Genomic DNA, 20,244 nt, shown 5'->3' on the forward strand with positions numbered 1-20,244 from the left:
CGTAAGCTACGTTTACATTTAGTTCGTTGGTGTTGTTTTAACAAGCGTCACCCCCATGATCATATACATTGAAATATTCACATGCCAATGTCGGTCTTGTGGATATATGATTAATTAGCGCGTCAAACGCGTGCAGCAGGGCTTTTTGTTTAGCACGTCACAAGCCAATCACGTGAAACCAAGCTCTTGCCCAATCCACAGAAAAGGCGTTTTAAATGGAACATTTTGACTATATCAGTATTGGTGGTGGAAGCGGCGGTATTGCGTCAGCAAACCGAGCAGCCAAGCACGGCAAGAAAGCAGCAATTATTGAAGCAAAAGATATTGGCGGTACCTGCGTAAATGTAGGGTGCGTTCCCAAAAAAGCTATGTGGTACGGTGCGCAAGTGGCCGAAGCAATACACCGCTACGCGCCAGAATATGGGTTTGATGTCTCGCTAAACCACTTCAGTTGGGAAGGACTAATTGCCAGTCGCCAGGCATACATTGAACGCATTCATGCCTCCTACGATCGCGTGCTTACTGCAAACGACGTAACGCTAATTCGAGGTTTTGCTAAGTTCATCGACAACAACACCGTTGAAGTTGATGGCAAGCAATATACCGCCGATCATATTACTATCGCCGTTGGCGGCCGCCCTGTTTTTCCAAATATTGAAGGTGCTGAATACGGCATCGATTCAGACGGTTTCTTTGCACTTAAGCAGCAACCCAAACGCGCGGTGGTAGTGGGTGCAGGCTATATAGGTGTTGAACTTGCGGGTGTTCTACACGCATTGGGCACAGAAGCACATCTTGTGGTAAGAAAGCATGCACCGCTTCGTAACTTTGACCCTATTATTCATGAAACCTTGGTAGACATGATAAACGCCGAAGGCCCTAAACTGCATACGCACGCAAGCGTTGAGAAAGTGGAAAAAGCCGATGACGGTGAACTATCAGTTTATCTAACCAATGGCGAAGTACTAAAAGCAGATTGCCTTGTGTGGGCTATTGGTCGCGAGCCATCAACCGATAAAATCGGCCTTGAAAACACCGACGTTGAGCTTAACGACAATGGCACAGTGAAGGTCGACAAGTATCAAAACACGACTGCCAAAAACGTTTATGCTGTTGGCGATATCACCGGTGAGGCAGAGCTTACCCCTGTTGCCGTTAAAGCGGGCCGCCTATTAAGCGAGCGCTTATTCAATGGGCAGAAAGATGCACACATGGACTACTCGCAAATACCTACCGTGGTATTTAGTCATCCACCTATTGGTACAATTGGTTTAACCGAAGGTGAGGCAATAGAAGAGCACGGCGAAGACAACGTAAAAGTGTACACGTCTAGCTTTGCATCTATGTACACCGCCGTAACGCGCCATCGCCAAATGACCAAAATGAAGCTGGTATGTGTTGGTAAAGATGAGAAAGTGGTTGGCCTACACGGCATAGGTCATGGCATGGATGAAATTCTGCAAGGCTTTGCGGTTGCCATTAAAATGGGTGCCACAAAATCAGACTTCGACGCTTGTGTTGCGATACACCCAACCAGTGGTGAAGAGTTCGTCACTATGACCTAAAAGGGTACCTAGCTAATACACGTTTATTAACCGAAGTTCTGATTAAAACAACCGGGGTTTATTCTTAAGTAAAGCCCGGTTGTTTTATTCTGCTTAGCTAACCTTTTCTAGTTTAACCGGCACGCCATTAAGCACTGCATTTCCCGACAGCTCATCAACTTGTAAATCGTCGGTAAGAATATTGGTATTAACTCCAGGAGTTTGGCTTGCCACAGAGAGCTTTATACCTTTCTTGTTGTGCCCCCAACCATGAGGTATGGACACCACGCCCGGCATAATGGCATCGGTAATTTCGGCCTCTATACTTAGCTGCCCTACGCGCGATGTAACACGCACCTCATCACCATCTTCAATACCGTGCGTAGCGCCATCATCGGGATGAAGCTGCAAAGTACAGCGATTGTTTCCTTTCACCATTCTTGGGCTGTTATGCAGCCACGAGTTATTAGTTTTAATATGCCTACGCCCTATTAAGACCAATGATTCTTCTTGATTCTCGGCATCAAAAAACCGCGCATTCACTCTGCCTAAGTCCGACATAAAGTAATCAAAATCTAAATGTATTTTCTTATCTTCATGGAACAACGCGTTGGGTAAAGACGGTTGAAGCGGCCCTAAATCAATGCCGTGGGGGTGTGCTTTTAACTTCTCAAGTGAAAGTCCTTGCGCTAAGCTTTCGACGGTATTACCTGGTTTACCGCCATACAACCCAGCTTGTAGTAAATCGTCTACCACACCTTTAGGTTGCTTATCCCAAAGTTCCGCGTAGTGTGCTGTGTTTTTTCCATTTAATGCATCTAACCGCTCGGCTAAAGACAAGTAAATTTGCCAATCGGTCAGCTGGTCTTCATCTGTTTCCACTACCGCTTCAGAATAAGTAGCAAAATTACGTACCGCAAAGTTGTGAAATACAATGTCGTAATGGTCGCGTTCTAACGCAGTCACCGGAGGAAGTATGACATCGGCATGGCGAGAAGTTTCGGTAACGTAGAAATCTACCGCTACCATAAAGTCGAGTTCAGAGAATGCTTTGTCGAGTTGCTCTGCATTTGGCGTTGTAACCACTGGGTTGCCCGCACCAATCACCATGGCTTTAATTTGGCCTTCGCCTGGGGTAAGTATTTCTTCGGCCAAGCAGGCCACCGGATACTCGCCGGCAAATGCAGGAAGCCCCCTTACGCGAGAAGTAAACCCACCCATACTGCCTTTACCTGATACTGGAAGCACGTCGGCGGCTGGCTGCGTGAACATCATGCCACCTCGCTTATCTAAGTTTCCGGTAAGCATATTAAACAGCATGATTAGGTACTGCGTTAGCGTGCCAAATGCCTGCACGCTTGCCCCCATTCTGCCATAGCAAACTGCGGAATCGGCATCACAGAAGTCGGTAACTAACTGCGTAATGTGTGAAGCCGGAATTCCCGTAGCTTCGCTCACTTTTTGCGGAGAATACGCCTTAACGTAATTTTCTACCTCTTTAATATCTTCGGCATAAGGCATTATTGCATCCATTTTATGTAGCTGCTTTTCAAACAGCACATGCAGCATTGCCAGCAAAAGTAATACGTCGCTTCCCGGGCGAATGAAATGATGCTCGCAGCTTATGTCGGCGGTTTCGCTGCGCTTAGGGTCGATAACCACCACTTTCCCGCCTCGCTTTTGAATGGCTTTTAAACGCTTTTTCACGTTTGGCACTGTCATAATGCTGCCGTTCGATGCCAGCGGATTTCCGCCAATAATCATAAAGTGCTGGGTGTGGTCGATGTCGGGAATTGGAATTTGTGAAATATGACCAAACAGCCTTCTGCTCACAATATGATGCGGTAACTGATCAACAGACGTAGCGGAATACCGGTTATGCGATTTAAGCGCCCTGTAGAAATACGGCCCAAACAATATCGACCCCATATTGTGTGCATTAGGGTTACCTAAATATACGCCTACCGCATTGTTGCCATGAGCTTGCTGTATGCTATGCAAATTATTCGCAACTAAATCAAACGCCTCATCCCACGTGATCTCTTGCCATGCGCTCTCGCCTCCTTCAAGCCTCACTTTTTTAACAGGACGCTTTAAACGATCGGGGTCGTCGTACAAATCTTTCAACGCACTGGCTTTCGGGCAAATATAACCTTGGCTAAAAGGGTTATCTTTATCCCCTTTTATTGACAATATTTGACGGCCCTTTGTTGCTACCTCAATGCCACACATGGCTTCACAAAGCGTACAGGTAGAATAATGCAATTGTTGTTCGGCGTTGCTCACGGTAGTTCTCACACAAGTCACTTGTTAATATCTTGTTATGAAAGTAGCGATTATTGCTGTAATAGACAAGCATCATTGAAAGTGATGGTGTGCGCATTAGGCGCTTAAATCGTACATACAATCGCATTATCGCAATGTGTATGAAGCTTTACGGTAAGATATTACACAATGCCACGCTTACATTGAGTTGAGTGGAGATAAGGCATACTGTTATTCAAATAATAAAAGTACAAGCAAGAAAACAATAAATAAAGTGTTTGGAACCACCACTATGATCAAAACATCTAAGAACTTGCTAACCGCTGCGTTAGCAAGCGCACTAAGCTTAAGTGCAATTGCACCGTTTGTTGTGTCAGCCGAGACAGAAACACAATCGGAATACGACGTCGAGAATTGGGAAGTGACTAACCCGCCTTATTCACTCAACGAAGTCACCATTAATACAACAGAAACCACGTGGTCTAGCCTAGATATTGCACCAAATGGCAAATTTATGGTGTTCGATATGCTGGGCGACTTGTACAAGGTTGATACCGCAGGCGGTAAAGCCACCCCAATCACTCAAGATTTTGCTTGGAACATTCACCCTGCTATTTCTCCAGACGGCAAACAGATTGCGTTTGTGTCAGACCGCGACGGGCTTAGCAATATTTGGGTAATGGACATTGACGGTTCGAACCTACGCCAAGTAACAAAAGAGAAGAGCAACCTAATTCACTCGCCTAAATGGAGCCCAGACGGTGAATATTTGGTGGTAACGAAAGGTATTATGTCTAGCCGCAGCATTCCTGCTGGTGAAATTTGGATGTACCACAAATCAGGCGGTGATGGCCTTCAAATAAAAGCGCGTAACAACGGTAAGCGCGACCAGCAGAACATTGCTGACCCTGTATTTTCGCCTGACGGAAAATATATCTATTTCACGGAAAACACAGTACCCGGCGCGCGTTTTGAATATAACCGCGACCCACTTGAGGGTATTTTTGCGGTTACTCGATACGACCGTGAAACTGGTGAAGAAAGTCGCTACATTAGCGGTACAGGTGGCGCAGTAGTGCCTACTCCATCGCCAGACGGTAAGTACGTTGCCTTTGTCCGCCGTGTTAAAGACCGTACAGCCCTATTTATCAAAGATGTAAAAACGGGCGTTGAAACACCACTCACCCTTGAGCTTGAGCGTGATATGCAGGAAGGCTTCGGCTCAGAAGGCTATTTTGCGTATTTCGACTGGATGCCAGATAGCGCTAAAATTGTTTATTGGACTGGCGGTAAGTTCCACGCCATCGACATTAAAGACAAAACCACAAACACCATTAATATTAATGTTGAAGGTACTGTGAAGTACGCTGATGCACTGCGATTCGATGTGGATGTAGCGCCTGACGAATTTGATGTACGAATGATTCGCTGGTCTCAAATGTCGCCAAACGGCAAAACGGTTTTATTCCAAGCATTAGGTAAGCTTTATGTGCGCGATGTAAAGTCGGGCAAAATTAAACGCCTCACTAAACAGAACGACCACGACGAATATTACCCACGTTTTTCTAACGACGGTAAGAAGATTGTTTACACCACGTGGAACGACCAAAACCTAGGTAGCGTTCGCGTTGTGTCTGCACGCGGTGGTAAGGGCAAAGTCATTTCATCACAGCCTGGCCATTACATTGAGCCGTCGTTTTCTGCCGATGGAGAAAAGGTCGTTTTCCGCAAGTTTACCGGCGGCTACTTGCTTGATCCTAAATATTCAGTGGAGCCTGGCATCTATGTGGCTGACCTTGAAGAAGATACCGTTAACAAAGTGACCGAAGGTGGTTACAACGCGCATTTTGCGGGTGATGGTGACCGCGTTTACTTCACTGAATCGGCTGGCGGCGCTGCGTATTATGAAACTCAACTTTCGAGCGTTAACTTACAAGGCAATGACAAACGCACGCACCTTTACGGCTCAACCAAGGTAAGTGAGTACAAACTTTCACACGATAAAAAGTGGGTTGCGTTTGTGTATCAATTTAAAACCTACGTAGCACCGTTTGTTGAAAATGGTAAAAAGATTACCATTGGGCCGAACATGACATCGCTGCCGGTTACCCAACTTTCAAGTCGTGCTGGTGAATACCTAACGTGGTCGCCAGATAACAAAACGGTAAGCTGGTTTAATGGCCCAACACTTTATAAACGTTCGCTAGACGAAGCTTTTGCTTTTGTAGAAGGCGCACCAGAAACACTTCCAGAGCCTGTGGCTGAAGGTATTGATTTGTCTTTCAGTACCAAAGCAGATAAGCCATCGGGTTATAAAGCGCTTGTAGGCGGCAAAGTAGTTACTATGCGCGACGCCGACAATACGCAAGAAGTGATTGAAGATGGCGTAGTATTAATTAAAGACAACCGCATTGAAGCCGTAGGCAAGCGCGGCGAAGTTAAAATTCCCGACGACGCTATGCAAATTGATACCAGCGGTAAAACCATTATTCCTGGGCTGGTAGACACACACGCACACGGTTCGCAGGGTCGAAACGAAATTATTCCACAGCAAAACTGGAGTCAGTATTCAAATGTGTCGTTTGGTGTAACCACTATTCACGACCCGTCTAACGATACAACCGAGATTTTTGCTGCCTCTGAATTACAGCGTAAAGGCGACATTGTTGCCCCTCGTATTTATTCAACCGGTACCATTTTGTACGGTGCAGAAGGTCTTGGGTATAAAGCCATCATTAACAACTACGAAGATGCGTATTTCCATGTTGAGCGCTTAAAAGACGCCGGCGCTATTTCGGTGAAAAGCTACAACCAGCCTCGTCGCGACCAGCGTCAACAGGTACTGTGGGCAGCAAAACACCAAGAAATGATGGTAGTGCCAGAGGGTGGTGGTAAGCTTCAGCAGAACCTAACTATGCTTGTAGACGGTCACACCGGTCTTGAGCACAGTATTCCTGTTGAAAAAGGCTACAGCGATGTTACCCAACTTTGGCGTGCTACCGAATTTGGTTACACGCCAACGTTTGTTGTGTCGTACGGCGGCATGATGGGTGAAGAATATTGGTACGACAAAACAGAAGTATGGAAAAACCCACGCTTACTGCGTTATACCCCTTCAACCATTTTGGATAGACGTGCTATTCGCAGACCAACAGCACCAGAAAACCAGTACAATCACCAAAATGTAGCAGCCTACGCGAAAGAGCTTCGCGACAATGGCGTAAGTGTTCACATTGGTGCGCACGGTCAACGTGAAGGTCTTGCTGCACATTGGGAACTTTGGATCATGGAGCAAGGCGGCTTTAGTGCGTGGGAAGCACTGCGTGGTGGCACCATTGACGGCGCGAAGCACCTTGGTATGGGCAAAGATATTGGCAGTATCGAAAAGGGTAAATTGGCAGACTTAGTGGTTATCGACGGCGATGTATTAAGCGACATCAAGAAAAGTGAATACGTTGAGTACACCGTACTTAATGGACGTGTTTACGAGTCGGCAACCATGAACGAAGTGGGCAGCAAGAAAACCCGTAAGCCGTTCTTCTTCGAGCAAGACAATGCTACCTTTATGCCTCAGCAAACCGCAGATGAAGTGGAAGCGAAAGCGCATCACTATCATTGGGAGCACTAGGCCTTAAAAGCCTTAGGTAGAAAACGCACAAAAAAGCCAGTGAAGCATAGCTCACTGGCTTTTTTATAGGTGTAACGCTAGTACTTTTATACTAGCGATAGTAAGACGGATTAGCGATTTCGACCGTACTGTTCGTGAGACGATACCCAGTCAGACGAACTGATCGCTGATGCAAGTGAGATTTCGCCTGCCAGAACTACCGACGCTACAATTTCCGCGAACTTATAAACGCGGTCACGTCCGTAACAATCAAGTAGCTCCAAACATTCACGCTGTGTACCAATACCCGTACCGCCGCCGTAGGTAGCGACAATGAGCGATGGAATAGTAATAGATAGGTATAAATCGCCTTCTTCGGTAAGTTCAGAGTACATCATACCCGCAGACGACTCCGATACGTTTGCTACGTCTTGACCGGTAGCAATAAACATAGCGGTAATGCCGTTTGGTGAATGAAGACCCGTGTTATTTACACCCGATAAGAAAGAGCCTACACCTGCTACGCGCCCGTGGTAGTCAATTTGTTTAGGATCTACGCGCATAACTTCAAGCAGATGCTCACGCTTAATAGTCGCTTCTGCCGTAACACGCTTACCACGCGTACGCATAATGTTAATTTGCGATGCTTTTTTATCGGTTGCGAAGTTCGATTCTAAGTAGAAGTTTTCAATGCCTTCATAGTGGTCCAAAATCCACCCGCACGCAGCAAACGTCGCTCGCCCCACCATGTTTTGGCCTGCTGCATCGCCCGTTTTGTAATTAAAACGCAAGAACGCGAACTTGTTTGATAGGAAATGATCGATATAAGTAAGCTGCGCAACACTCGATGTTGCTTCAGCTTCTTCTTTAATTTTGTCGAAGTTTTCTTTTACCCACTTCACAAAATCTCTTGCGCCGCGAGCATTTTCGAAAATGAATACCGGAGCGCGCTGCATCGCATCATCAACAACGGTAGCCGTTACACCGCCACTCATGTTCAAAAGCTTCATTCCGCGGTTGTAAGACGCAACCAGCGTACCTTCTGTGGTAGCTAATGGCACAACGAATTCGCCTTTCGCATGCTCACCGTTAATTTTAAGTGGCCCCGCAATACCAATTGGCACCTGTGCCACGCCGATGAAGTGCTCGATGTTGCCTTGAAGCTCTGTGGGATCTATTGAATATTTGCCCACATGATTCACTTTCTTTCCAGTGGCGCTTTCAAAATATTCCTGACGTGTTTTTATAATTGACTCGCCATAGTCGTCCATATCGTCACGCGGAATAGACGCACTGCGCTGCCCTTCAGCAGTAATGTTGTCATCTACTTCAAACTTAAGTTTTCCAAAAGGCGATGCTGAAAAACAAATGCCAAGTTTACGCTTTTCCGGGCACGGCCCTTCGTTAATATCAAGATGCACCGTAATGCTTTGACGTAACCCGAATGGTTTACCCTCTGACTTATTCAGCTCTGCAACTGAAATACGTGTATCGCCAGTTAATTGTATCGATATCTTATCTTCGGGAATTTTCTCACCATCCAATGAAATCCATTTCACCTCGTTAATTGTGGCGTCTTTTAAACGGTTTTTAAGCGTAAACGTTAACCCGTTACCGGCTTTTGTAAGGCTGCCACGTGTGTAAAGTTGCTTTAAGAGTATGCTGGGTACAAACATGAGTATTCCTTCTTTAGTACGTCTTTTTTACTGTTTTTTCATATTTCTTTGTTTTTTATAGCACATTCTTTAGTCAGTTCTATTACTTATTCATTTCAATGCGCGAAATAATTGCGCCAAATCAACTTACACTTTTGAGCCAACCACTTTAAAAATTGCGCCACGCCCTTTGTTTTAGTGAGCTTCAGAAAATTCGACCTCGCGACAAATACGAAACAACACAATTAGACATAGTCTTGTTTGCGTCACTCTGATGATGTGTTTCACAGGGTATCTGGCAGTAACAACGGAGGCGTCAGGGATTTGATGCCAAGGATAATGCGTCGTCATGGAAGCGACACCAGATACCTTTCTTTTTCATCAAAGGGCAACCAACGTTCAATGCAAATAGGGAAATTGTGGGGATCAAATGAGAAAAGGACTTTTTCGACAAGAAGCGGTTAGCGCCCAAAACAGCAAAACGCAGGGGCGTTTATTAATGACACCTAAACCTGCATTTATGCTGTTAACCACCGCCATTTTCATATGGATTCTAGCTGTTATCGTTTATATGAACACCACATCATTCTCGCGCAAAGCTTCGGTGCTAGGTTGGCTAGAGCCCGCCACTGGTGTTTTCAAACTGTATCCAGATATGCGCAGAGGTACAGTAATCCAGGTTTTAATTAATGAAGGTGATGTAGTTGAAGCGGGCGCACCACTTCTTGAAATTACCTACAGTAAACAAAGCGAAACCGGTGAACGTGCCAGCAGTATGCTTTTGAAAGAATTAAATGCGAAGCAGCAGCGACTGCAAAACACCATAGATAGACTTGAGGCGCTGCATATTGCTAATACCATCGCGAAGAACGAAACACTTGCTGCATTACAGCAGTCGTTCGAAGCGCAAAGCAACATTACAGCATTAGCACAGAAGCAATGGAGCTTAGCCAAAGTAAGCCTAGAGAATGCACAAACACTGCAACGTAAAGGGCATATTAGTGCGTCGGAATTTGATAACCAAACGCTGCAATATTTAAGTGCAGAGCAGCAATTCAAGCTAGCTCAGCAGGATAAACGCAAAGAATTCATAGCAATTAATACCTTACAGCGGGAAATAGAGCGACTTCCACAACAACACGCTAATGAGCTCGCGAATTTCAAAAATACACTTAGCGACGTAACGCAGCAAATTGTACTTCACAACGAACAAACAAAAGAAACGGTATACGCACCTAAAGCAGGCATAGTATCGGGTATGCACTTGCAGCCTGGACACATTGTAGATGGTTCTAATTTATTACTTACATTGCTGCCCCAAGACAACGATATTCAAGCAAAAATCCTAGTTCCCGTTCGTTCAGCTGGGTTTGTTGATGTTGGCCAAGCGCTACATATTCGCTACGACGCGTTTCCCTATCAAAAGTTTGGCGTGCAGCAAGGACTGGTTAAGTCGGTGTCGCATACCGTGCTTATCCCAGGCGACCTAAATAATGCACCTATACCGATAAATGAACCCACGTATTTGGTTACCGCAACTATTGGTAGCCAAGAAATACTCGCTTACGGAAAAGCCGTTGGTCTGCGCGCTGGAATGACGTTTTCAGCTGACGTTGAACTAAGTAACAGGACGCTTATGGAGTGGTTGCTTGAACCCCTGTACAGCGTAATTGGGAAGCTTTAATAATGACCACACTAACCTTTACCAATCCCATTAAACAGCTAAACAAGAAAGCGCGCGTGCCCGTTGTGCTTCAAAGTGAAGCTGCGGAATGTGGTTTGGCTTGCCTTAACATGATTGCCCAGTTTTACGGTGATAAGCGTGATCTCACGGCTTTACGACAGCAGCTATGTGTTTCGCTACGAGGCGCCACATTAAAAGATGTTATGCATATAGCAACGTCGATGGGGTTTCAAACTAGAGCACTTAAAATTGAAATGGACGACTTATCGTCATTAACCTGCCCGGCTATTTTGCACTGGAACATGAATCACTTTGTGGTGCTAACGCGGGTTAAAAATAAAAAGGTGTGGATTAACGACCCCGCAGTAGGCTTGCGTCAACTTTCACTTGCCGAAGCTTCTCGCAGCATTACGGGTATTGCCCTTGAGGTGAAACCCAGTGATGACTTCACGCCAGAGAAAAACTCACCGCGTTTACGCCTTGCATCTTTTTTTAGTAAAGCCATAGGATTTAAGCGCAATCTGGCCACGCTTCTAGCGTTGTCTGTTGTTCTCCAAATTTTTGCATTGGCTACGCCTTATTACATGCAAACTGTTATTGATGATGTGCTTACACACAACAATGACGCGCTGCTTAAAGCATTAGCGATTGGCTTCTCTTTTTTACTGTTTATCGAAGTTTTTACGGGCATCGTTAGAAAGCTACTGGTCCTTTCGGTATCAACCCGAGTTCAATTGCAGCTATCTGCTTCAGTATTTAAACACCTTTTATCACTGCCGCTAGACTACTTTGCCAAGCGACATATTGGCGATATTGTCTCGCGCTTTGGCTCATTGGCTCACATTCGAGAGTTCTTAACAACAGGCGTAGTCACTGCAGTACTTGATGGTGTTATGGCAATTGTCACGCTAGTTGTTATGGCAATGTACTCCATAAAACTTAGCGCTACTGTACTCGTTGTTATGGCACTGTATTTAGCTATAAGGCTGTACTTGCTGCCAGTGATGAAACGCCTCACTACCGAGAAAATTGCGCTGTCTGCAAATGAGCAATCCCATTTTATGGAGAGTGTTCGCGCCATTCTCCCTATTAGAGTTTACCAACAAGGCGCCGTGCGCCACAGCGATTGGCAAAACAAACTCGTAGCATCGCTAAACAAAGACATTCTTCTTGGAAAAATTAACATTGGTAGTGCCTCCGCCAATCAGGTTTTGTTCGGTGTAGAGAACCTTATTGTTGTGTACATCGGTGCCACGCTGGTTATGGATAACGAACTAACTATAGGCATGCTTTTAGCTTTTATTGCCTATAAAACTCGCTTTGTAGGGGCAATAGACGGCATTATTGGAAAGCTTATAGAGCTAAAAATGCTGAATGTTCACTTTGCACGCTTGAGCGATATTCTGTTCACTGCGCCTGCAACATCCCAGACAACTGTTGATCAAAACCAAAGACTCTGCCTTTCCACAAACCAGCGCTCTTTAAACGCTATGACGGCAGAACACATCGGCTATCGCTATAGCGAAAACAGCGAATGGGTATTTCGCAATTTAAACATAGCGGTAAAAGCGGGAGAGATAATCGCAATAGTTGGAGACAGCGGTAGCGGAAAAAGCACACTATTGAAATGTTTGATGGGGCTTTACCCGTTAAACGAAGGAAGGCTGAAGCACTTTCACACTGCAGAATGCAAAAAGCCAGAAAACGTGTTGTCACAACAGGACTTGTCTGCACCTTACTCGTCAGAGGCTAGCTCATCTGAAGGCTGCTCTTCTGAAGCATGTCCACCTCAATATCATTCTATCGGTGAAAGAGCCCCTATTAAGGTAGCGTCTGTACTTCAAGAAGATACCTGCTTAAGCGGCACAATAGCTGACAATATCAGCTGTTTTGAAGACAATCCTTCGATAGAAAAAATTGTGCGCTCGGCGCAACTGGCCTGCCTTCACGATGAAATAGCGGCAATGCCTATGCAGTACTTCACGCTAATTGGTGACATGGGTAGCAGCTTAAGTGGCGGACAGAAGCAACGTTTACTTTTAGCAAGAGCCCTTTATCAAAACCCCGACATATTGTTTCTTGATGAAGCCAGTAGTCATTTAGATATAGAAAACGAAGCCAAGATTAACGCTCACCTGAAGTCGCTGAATATCACCCGCATTATTGTGGCACATCGACCTCAATCTATTGCCATCGCAGACCGCGTGCTATGTCTGCGCAACGGGCAACTACATTCATACTCTCCCTCTGAAGTACCAGGGAATCAAATGCAAGACCTTCCAGGAGAAAACCAATGACACATAGAGAAAGACAAGAAACGCCGCAGCTTATGACGGAAAAAGAACGTCTGTCTATTGAAGAGCAAGGCATAATGCCAAGCGAAGACTTATTGCCAATAAATTGTTTGTCTAAACGCGAACTGCAGGTAGCGCACAAAATAATGGAGGGCTGCTCAAACAAAACTATTGCGCAAGACCTTTTCATTAGCGAGCGTACCGTTAAGTTTCATTGCGCAAATATTTATAAAAAGCTGAATATTTCTAGCAGAACAGCGCTTATTGCAGGCTGCTTTAGAACCCTTTACCACGAAGCGCTGTCGGCTTAACGGCGGCGCATTTTAAAACTAACGCTTACAAGGAGCGTAATATGAAAAACACCACACAAGACTGTGTTGAATTAGCTGAAAACCAACTTTTTGAAATAGCTGGAGGAGTATCTAAAGCATACCTCTGCGATGAACCTGAGCGCTTAGGACCTCCCAAAGAGCCGGTTTACATAACAATGGCTATTGGAGAAGACGGCGGTAAATTACCTGACATCCTGTCTTAATTAACCAAGCGCGCTTGGTGAAAAGGATGTCCAAGCGCGCAGTTTGTAAGCTTTACACTTTATCTTGTATCGACAAGGACAAACATGCACATTGCGTTATTGGGTAACGAAAAAGACCCACAAATTCAGCACGTCGCCTCTGCTATCACGCAGTCTGGCCATCAGAATTTTATCATCAATACCTCACAGTTTGGCATTTCTTGGAACCTGAGTTACGACCCCGACTTTAACGATGGATGCATTCACTTTAATCATGAAGTATGTGAAATAAACCAGTCTATGCCCCAGCGTATTACGTTTTCATCTACGCATTCTGCCTACTGGCACGAGTATATTGGGGGTGAGCCAATTACGTCTTCAAATCAAGAGGCTACTTATGAACAAAGCTGGATTGAACAAGAAAAAAGTAGCGCAATGCTGTGCTGGTTTAGCTTTAACGACATTAAGTGGGTTAACTCAATTGACGCGGTTCGCTCTCATCAGTGTAAACCCGCTCAGCTAAGAGCAGCGGCCAAGTTAGGCGCTAAAGTACCTTATACATTTATCGGCAACGCTGCAGATGTCGCTACTCAGTTTTGTAATAACATGGAAAACATAGTGTATAAGCCGGTTAGAGGCGGGAAAACGGCACAATTCGTTAATAAAACGCCTGAGTTAAAACCCTTGTTAACCACACTGCTTCAACAGCGCCCTGTTACTTTTCAAAAATATATTGGTGGCACCAATATTCGAAGCTATGTTTTAGGTAACGATGTATTAAGTGTTGAGATCCCCTCTACCGAACTAGACTTTAGAAACGATAAGAACGCTACACCTGTAATCACACTCGTTCCAAAAGAAACACAACGTTTAGCGGTGTCTATTTGCAAAGCATTAGGTATGCACTGGTGTGCAATAGACTGGCGTAAAAGTGCTAAAGGTAAGTACTTTTTCTTAGAAGCAAACCCTAGCCCATTTTTCATGAAAGTAGAAAAAGACACCGGCCTTGATATCACGGGCCGCTTAGTGTCATTACTGACTAATTAAGAGCGCAGCGGAAGGTTAAAGAAGTAGGTAATACTGAAAATACAAAAAAGCCCAGCGTGTGAATATCACATAGCAGGGCTTTCACTAGGCTAATATAGCGCTACTACCTACGCTGTAAAACACTTATTTATAGAATAAAACGCGATAAGTCTTCGTTGTCTACCAGTGTTTCTAAGTGGTTATTCACGTACGCTGCATCAATCACAAAGCTTTCACCGCTTTTCTCAGAAGCATCAAACGAGATATCTTCCATTAAGCGTTCAAGCACCGTATGCAAACGGCGGGCACCAATATTTTCAGTGCGCTCGTTTACCTGCCACGCGGCCTCAGCAATACGTTGAATACCCGATTCGTCGAAACTAATGTCAACGCCTTCGGTTTTCATCAACGCAATATACTGTTGCGTAAGCGATGCGTTTGGCTCGGTTAGAATACGTTTGAAGTCATCTACTTTAAGTGCTGATAGCTCAACACGAATAGGTAAACGACCCTGTAGCTCTGGAATAAGGTCAGACGGCTTGCTCATTTGGAAAGCACCAGAAGCAATAAACAGGATGTGGTCGGTTTTAACCATACCGTGCTTGGTAGATACTGTTGAGCCTTCTACTAATGGCAATAGGTCACGCTGTACGCCTTCACGCGACACATCGCCAGATGTATTACCCTCACGCTTACAAATTTTGTCAATTTCATCAACAAACACAATGCCGTGCTGCTCTACTGCTTCAATCGCTTTTTCTTTCAAGTCTTCTTGATTGACAAGGCGGGCAGCCTCTTCTTCAACAAGCAGTTTGAATGCGTCTTTAATTTTCAGCTTCTTCTTTTTCTTTTGCGAACCCGACAGATTTTGGAACATGCCTTGAAGCTGATTGGTCATTTCTTCCATACCAGGAGGCGCCATAATTTCTACGCCCACCTGCGGCTGTGCCACATCAATATCAATTTCTTTGTCGTCTAGATCGCCCTGACGAAGTTTTTTACGAAACGCTTGGCGCGTACCGCGATCTTCAACATCTTCTTTGTTGCCCCATGCGTCTTCTGGTGGCGGAATAAGAACATCAAGAATGCGGTCTTCCGCTGCTTCTTCAGCACGGAATTTTACCTTCTTCATTTCGTTCTCTTTCGTCATCTTAACGGCAATGTCCGCAAGGTCACGTATGATAGTTTCTACTTCTTTACCTACATAACCTACTTCAGTAAATTTTGTTGCTTCCACCTTAATAAATGGTGCATTGGCTAACTTTGCCAAACGGCGCGCAATTTCAGTTTTGCCTACACCGGTTGGACCAATCATGAGAATGTTTTTAGGCGTTACTTCTTGGCGTAATTCTGGCTCAAGCTGCATACGGCGCCAGCGATTACGCAGCGCAATAGAGACTGCGCGTTTTGCGTCTTGCTGACCAATGATATGGCGATCCAGTTCATGGACAATTTCTCTTGGTGTCATTTCAGACATGAATAAACCCTTTTCTAACAGAGCGCTTCGCGTTGGAAGGTATTACAAAAAGCGCCAACGCGGCGAATGAGTTTTTGCTTAGGCAAAAACTGAGTAATTTGGTGATTTAATAATCTAGTACATCAACAGTTTGGCTGTGGTTGGTGAATACGCAAATATCACCTGCAATCGTGAGCGATTTTTCCGCAATTTCCTTTGCACTTAATTCGGTGTTGTTTAACAGCGCGGTTGCTGCTGCTTGCGCATAGTTACCACCAGACCCAATGGCAATTAAGTCTTGCTCTGGCTGAACCACATCGCCATTACCTGTAATTATAAATGACGCGGTTTCATCGGCTACAGCTAATAATGCCTCGAGCTTTCGCAACATTCGGTCGGTGCGCCAGTCCTTTGCCAGTTCAACAGCCGCTTTGGTTAAATGCCCCTGATGCGCTTCTAGCTTCGCTTCAAAGCGCTCAAACAACGTAAACGCATCTGCAGTACCACCAGCGAAGCCTGCTAAAATTTTATCGTGATACAAGCGGCGAACTTTGCGCGCATTGCCCTTCATTACGGTATTGCCTAGCGATACCTGACCATCTCCGGCCATTACTACCTGATTTCCACGTCGTACAGATACAATCGTTGTCACGTTAATTCCCCGTTTTGCTGGGTGCTATCGCCAAACTATCTAAAACAGTTTCACTAAAAACGTCTCGCTGCGATAGCCTATAAGTCCAATACTTCTTAAAGTGGGGCAGCACGCCTTATTTTCAAGGGTATTACCACATGCTGTTTCACTGTAGTGGGAAAAAAGATACCTGTGTTTAAAAAAGTACATTGAATAAATGTGCCCTGCTTCACATACTCTGTGCTTTTAATAAGTAGTTTAAAAGGAAGATAAATGAAGTATCAGGGAAGAATTCAGCATTGGGATGACGCCAAAGGCTTTGGTTTTGTAGAGCCTAATGGAGGCGGAACCCGTGCCTTTGTTCATATCAGTAGCTTTTTGAAACGATCTCGGCGCCCAGTGAACGGCGATATTATCGTTTATGAAATGAAAGACGATGGTAAAGGCGGGCAAAAGGCGGCTTCTGTAAAACTATTAAAAGACTACAAAAACGTGCGCTCTCAACACAACGCAGGTAAGTCAGGCTCAAAAGTGGCTAAATTAGTTGTAACAGTGTATTGCAGCGCGTTGGTGTTGCTAAATTTAATAGGTCAATTGCCTGTTAATGTCACTTATTTCTGCGCAGTAATAAGCGCTATTGCATTTGCTTGTTATGGCATCGATAAATCTGCCGCCAAACATCAACGATGGCGCATATCTGAAAGTAAACTTCACATACTTGGGCTTTTAGGTGGATGGCCCGGTGCTTTTATTGCTCAGCATGTTTTTAAACATAAACGTAGCAAGCCGGCTTTTATGCGTGTGTTTTGGGCTGCGGCTTCACTTAACACTTTCGCCATTGGTGTATTGGCGTCTAACGTGCTTGCAGAACGCTGGGGTATAGCTATTCCGTTTCTTCACCAGTAATTAAAGAACCATTGCTACCGCGCAATCAATGTTTGTTACAAATTGAAGTTGATGGGTTACATCATGTAGTTCTTAATGGAAATCAGTAGCCCTGCTATATAGGAGCTATGTAAGAGCTGAGTAAGAACCGAGCAAAAGCCAAGCAAGAGTAGAACACGAGTATAAAAATGGAATTAAACCCACACACATCTGAAGCATCTACCCATGAGACAGTAACTTCTGCACAACGCAAAGCGGGCGGCATAGCATCACTCGTTTGTGGACTTACTTATATCTTCGGCTTCGTGCTGTTTTTTGGCCTAATTGAAGCACCTGCAGATAACACTGAGACTTCTCGCCTTACGTTCCTTTTGTCACAGCGCGATACCTTTTTTATGGGCTATATTGTTATTGGCATTGTGTTTAGCTTAGGCCTTATTTTGCTGAACCAATCGTTGTTAAAGATATACAAAAGCACGAGCCCTATCACAGCACAATTTAACAGTTCATTAGGCAACATCTGGGCAACCTTTGTACTCGCTAGCACTTTTATTTTTTTAGTAAGCCTGCCGTCTCTTGCAAACTATGCTAACACCAGTGAAGACAATGCAGTTGTGGTCTTAAACAGTGTAGATATTGTGATAGATGCGCTTGGAGGAGGTATCGAACTTCTCGGAGCGCTTTGGGTGCTGCTTATTAGTTATATGGGCATAAAAGCCAATAAGTACGCAAAAACCATTCACATTATCGGTATTGCAGTGGGTATCGCTGGGGTCTTCACACTCTTTTCAGGCTTATCAGCCTTAGAAGGAAACATGGTATTTGAAGCCTCAACGTCCATTTTTGGCTTAGGGCAAATAATATGGTTTTTGTTGCTGGGAGTCGAGATGGTAAAAGCTTCCCGTCAGTAATTAAAGCTGTAGGAACCTTAGGGCGCTTTCTTACGTGTTAATAAATTGAGATCCCGACACATTGGTGTCTATACTGAGAAGTACGAATAACAAAAATTTAAGGCTGCGGTATATTGCGAAACCGTTTGTACTTTCCAATGCTCATTTCGAGCCTTTTTGTGTTGTCATTTTTATTAAACAGCACCGCGTTTGCTGACACGAGTGAGCGCCCGATTGTAGTATCGGCAGCTCACTGGGAGGGCTTTACGAACAGAGACAATACAGGCGTGTACTATGAACTGCTCGACGCGGTATTCGACGGTTACACTATTTCCCATCAAACCAGCACTTACCCTCGAGCACTGAATCAGTTTAAACAAGACAAAGCCGACATTATGGTTGGCGTGTATCAACACGAATTACCTGATGCAGTTTATGCCAAGTGGATATTGGATACAGACCTTGCCATTCATATTTTTTATCGACCTGAGTCGCCGCCTTCGGACGATGTAGACGATATTTTTACGGGGAAACAAGTTGCTTTTCGTAACGGCTATGGCTTCAACAAGCTATTTCATAACATTGAAAGCGCCTACCCAGTAGACACAATAGAAGCTGGTTTTGAGCTTGTGCTGAATCGCCGCCTTGACTACATGCTTGATTACGACATTAATTTTTTAGAGGCTTACCGCGGCCGTATTCATCACAAAGCTATTCGTGAAGGAGACGAGTTATTTTTGGCATTTAGAAATACCCATCGAGGTAGAATGCTGGCTGCACACTTTGATGCCAAAATGCCACTTTTGCGTGACAGCGGCAAACTTGAAGAAATATATGGAACGTATTACGCCCTCTCGGGATTAGCTGAATTTTCTGTGGATAAGACCGGAGCTATTGATTAGAGACGCGCTATAAGTTGCCTACACTGTCATTACAGGTTTACCAGATAGAGCATTATAGGGTTAACAGATGGCAACGACGATAGACCTTAAACCAAACGGTGGAGCTGTTAGCTCCCCCGTTTATTTTAAGATCATTTTTATTATTCGCGTAGTGCTCTTCTTGCCCCTACTTTTCATACGGGCAGTGGCCTACAAATTCCAGTACCAAATTTGGCAAGTCGCTATATTCACTTTACGCAGGCTATGCTTTGCTTTTTCAGCATCGCGCTTAGACTCAAATGGCCCCAGAATAACGCGGAACCAGTCGCCGTTACTGCCACTGCTGTGGCGAATTAGCGCTTCTAAACCTTGGAAAGCAATTTTAGCTTTCATTTCTTCAGCTTGCGCGCGAGTTCTGAATGACGCGCACTGCATTAGGTAGCGTTTATCAGACTTTTCCTGCTCTTGAACTTCAACTTCTACTTCGTAACCTGGAAGTGTTTTAATATATTCCCACTCTTCTTCCGGCAACTCCGGTAATGCCTCTTCGGTAGGCGCTACAGGCCTTGCCGCCTGTACATCTACTTGTTCTTCAACATTGTCTTTTATAGACCATAGAAAAACACCAAAACCTATAACCAAAGCAAACACGCCCACAAGGCGAATGATAGGTAGCTTACCTAACGCTGGGGCATTAGATTGGGTTTGTGAAGCGGGTTTCCTGCCATTATTCGCAGGCTTCTTTTTTTGTGTAGAGCGTCCACGAGAGACATAATCGCGTTGAGCCATAGTTGGCAATATTCCTACTTGTTATCATTGTTCGTGGTCGTAAGAAAAACGTCTTATACCAAGGCTTTATTCGGCCATTTTTTCAAAGTACCAGCTTTTTTTTGAAGCTGCCAACATACCTTA

15 protein-coding genes are annotated in these 20,244 nt (G+C 44.8%); 10 read left to right on the forward strand and 5 right to left on the reverse strand.

What is annotated here, in order from left to right:
* Window positions 1-215: 215 nt before the first annotated feature.
* Window positions 216-1,565, forward strand: a complete 1,350-nt coding sequence (gene gorA, locus ACGHAV_RS15260; protein ID WP_390382504.1) for a glutathione-disulfide reductase — start codon at window positions 216-218, stop codon at window positions 1,563-1,565.
* Between the two features lie 93 nt (window positions 1,566-1,658).
* Here gorA and ACGHAV_RS15265 read toward each other — a convergent pair whose 3' ends face one another.
* On the reverse strand, window positions 1,659-3,830 hold the full coding sequence (locus ACGHAV_RS15265) for a molybdopterin oxidoreductase family protein (RefSeq protein WP_390382675.1): 2,172 nt from the start codon (window positions 3,828-3,830) through the stop codon (window positions 1,659-1,661).
* A gap of 271 nt (window positions 3,831-4,101) precedes the next feature.
* On the opposite strand from ACGHAV_RS15265, the gene ACGHAV_RS15270 reads away from it, so the two are divergent.
* A complete protein-coding gene (locus ACGHAV_RS15270; protein ID WP_390382507.1) occupies window positions 4,102-7,437 on the forward strand; it encodes an amidohydrolase family protein in 3,336 nt (1,111 codons plus the stop codon).
* A gap of 110 nt (window positions 7,438-7,547) precedes the next feature.
* Here ACGHAV_RS15270 and ACGHAV_RS15275 read toward each other — a convergent pair whose 3' ends face one another.
* Window positions 7,548-9,092: a hydroxymethylglutaryl-CoA reductase gene (locus ACGHAV_RS15275; RefSeq protein ID WP_390382510.1), complete on the reverse strand. Its 1,545-nt coding sequence runs from the start codon at window positions 9,090-9,092 to the stop codon at window positions 7,548-7,550.
* 409 nt (window positions 9,093-9,501) lie between these two features.
* On the opposite strand from ACGHAV_RS15275, the gene ACGHAV_RS15280 reads away from it, so the two are divergent.
* The 5 genes from ACGHAV_RS15280 (at window position 9,502) to ACGHAV_RS15300 (ending at window position 14,610) form a co-directional block, all read left to right on the forward strand.
* On the forward strand, window positions 9,502-10,755 hold the full coding sequence (locus ACGHAV_RS15280) for an HlyD family secretion protein (protein ID WP_390382513.1): 1,254 nt from the start codon (window positions 9,502-9,504) through the stop codon (window positions 10,753-10,755).
* A gap of 2 nt (window positions 10,756-10,757) precedes the next feature.
* Complete coding sequence (locus tag ACGHAV_RS15285) at window positions 10,758-13,052, forward strand: peptidase domain-containing ABC transporter (RefSeq protein WP_390382516.1); 2,295 nt, start codon at window positions 10,758-10,760, stop codon at window positions 13,050-13,052.
* Window positions 13,049-13,360 (forward strand): helix-turn-helix transcriptional regulator, encoded by a 312-nt coding sequence (locus ACGHAV_RS15290; protein ID WP_334015761.1) that lies wholly within the window; start codon window positions 13,049-13,051, stop codon window positions 13,358-13,360. Before ACGHAV_RS15285 ends, ACGHAV_RS15290 begins: the two co-directional genes overlap by 4 nt.
* A 41-nt stretch (window positions 13,361-13,401) precedes the next feature.
* Window positions 13,402-13,584 carry a hypothetical protein gene (locus tag ACGHAV_RS15295; RefSeq protein WP_390382519.1) on the forward strand — a complete coding sequence of 61 codons (183 nt, stop codon included), beginning with the start codon at window positions 13,402-13,404 and terminating at the stop codon, window positions 13,582-13,584.
* Window positions 13,585-13,668: 84 nt separating this feature from the next.
* Window positions 13,669-14,610 carry a RimK family alpha-L-glutamate ligase gene (locus ACGHAV_RS15300; RefSeq protein WP_390382522.1) on the forward strand — a complete coding sequence of 314 codons (942 nt, stop codon included), beginning with the start codon at window positions 13,669-13,671 and terminating at the stop codon, window positions 14,608-14,610.
* Window positions 14,611-14,737: 127 nt separating this feature from the next.
* On the opposite strand, the gene hslU is transcribed toward ACGHAV_RS15300, so the two are convergent.
* Both hslU and hslV read right to left on the reverse strand, forming a co-directional pair.
* Window positions 14,738-16,066, reverse strand: coding sequence for an HslU--HslV peptidase ATPase subunit (gene hslU / locus ACGHAV_RS15305; RefSeq protein WP_390382525.1), 1,329 nt, complete (start codon window positions 16,064-16,066; stop codon window positions 14,738-14,740).
* 106 nt (window positions 16,067-16,172) lie between these two features.
* Entirely contained in the window at window positions 16,173-16,697 is a 525-nt protein-coding gene (hslV, locus tag ACGHAV_RS15310) for an ATP-dependent protease subunit HslV (protein ID WP_334015767.1), read from the reverse strand.
* Window positions 16,698-16,949: 252 nt separating this feature from the next.
* On the opposite strand from hslV, the gene ACGHAV_RS15315 reads away from it, so the two are divergent.
* The 3 genes from ACGHAV_RS15315 to ACGHAV_RS15325 all read left to right on the forward strand — a co-directional run bounded on the left by ACGHAV_RS15315 (window position 16,950) and on the right by ACGHAV_RS15325 (window position 19,353).
* Window positions 16,950-17,582 (forward strand): DUF1294 domain-containing protein, encoded by a 633-nt coding sequence (locus ACGHAV_RS15315; protein ID WP_390382528.1) that lies wholly within the window; start codon window positions 16,950-16,952, stop codon window positions 17,580-17,582.
* 167 nt (window positions 17,583-17,749) lie between these two features.
* Window positions 17,750-18,472, forward strand: coding sequence for a hypothetical protein (locus tag ACGHAV_RS15320; protein WP_390382531.1), 723 nt, complete (start codon window positions 17,750-17,752; stop codon window positions 18,470-18,472).
* A gap of 158 nt (window positions 18,473-18,630) precedes the next feature.
* Window positions 18,631-19,353 (forward strand): hypothetical protein, encoded by a 723-nt coding sequence (locus ACGHAV_RS15325; RefSeq protein WP_390382534.1) that lies wholly within the window; start codon window positions 18,631-18,633, stop codon window positions 19,351-19,353.
* Between the two features lie 189 nt (window positions 19,354-19,542).
* On the opposite strand, the gene ACGHAV_RS15330 is transcribed toward ACGHAV_RS15325, so the two are convergent.
* Window positions 19,543-20,121 (reverse strand): SPOR domain-containing protein, encoded by a 579-nt coding sequence (locus ACGHAV_RS15330; protein WP_390382537.1) that lies wholly within the window; start codon window positions 20,119-20,121, stop codon window positions 19,543-19,545.
* Between the last annotated feature and the right edge of the window lie 123 nt (window positions 20,122-20,244).

The sequence above is a fragment of the Alteromonas sp. MTD1 genome, assembly GCF_042848195.1.
Taxonomy (GTDB): Bacteria; Pseudomonadota; Gammaproteobacteria; order Enterobacterales; family Alteromonadaceae; genus Alteromonas.

Coding starts and splice junctions, on each gene's coding strand:
- ACGHAV_RS15320 (WP_390382531.1), top strand. CDS start 17,750: ATGGAATTAAACCCACACACATCTGAAGCATCTACCCATGAGACAGTA.
- ACGHAV_RS15290 (WP_334015761.1), top strand. CDS start 13,049: ATGACACATAGAGAAAGACAAGAAACGCCGCAGCTTATGACGGAAAAA.
- hslU (WP_390382525.1), bottom strand. CDS start 16,066: ATGTCTGAAATGACACCAAGAGAAATTGTCCATGAACTGGATCGCCAT.
- ACGHAV_RS15285 (WP_390382516.1), top strand. CDS start 10,758: ATGACCACACTAACCTTTACCAATCCCATTAAACAGCTAAACAAGAAA.
- gorA (WP_390382504.1), top strand. CDS start 216: ATGGAACATTTTGACTATATCAGTATTGGTGGTGGAAGCGGCGGTATT.
- ACGHAV_RS15280 (WP_390382513.1), top strand. CDS start 9,502: ATGAGAAAAGGACTTTTTCGACAAGAAGCGGTTAGCGCCCAAAACAGC.
- ACGHAV_RS15300 (WP_390382522.1), top strand. CDS start 13,669: ATGCACATTGCGTTATTGGGTAACGAAAAAGACCCACAAATTCAGCAC.
- ACGHAV_RS15295 (WP_390382519.1), top strand. CDS start 13,402: ATGAAAAACACCACACAAGACTGTGTTGAATTAGCTGAAAACCAACTT.
- ACGHAV_RS15330 (WP_390382537.1), bottom strand. CDS start 20,121: ATGGCTCAACGCGATTATGTCTCTCGTGGACGCTCTACACAAAAAAAG.
- ACGHAV_RS15315 (WP_390382528.1), top strand. CDS start 16,950: ATGAAGTATCAGGGAAGAATTCAGCATTGGGATGACGCCAAAGGCTTT.
- ACGHAV_RS15275 (WP_390382510.1), bottom strand. CDS start 9,092: ATGTTTGTACCCAGCATACTCTTAAAGCAACTTTACACACGTGGCAGC.
- ACGHAV_RS15270 (WP_390382507.1), top strand. CDS start 4,102: ATGATCAAAACATCTAAGAACTTGCTAACCGCTGCGTTAGCAAGCGCA.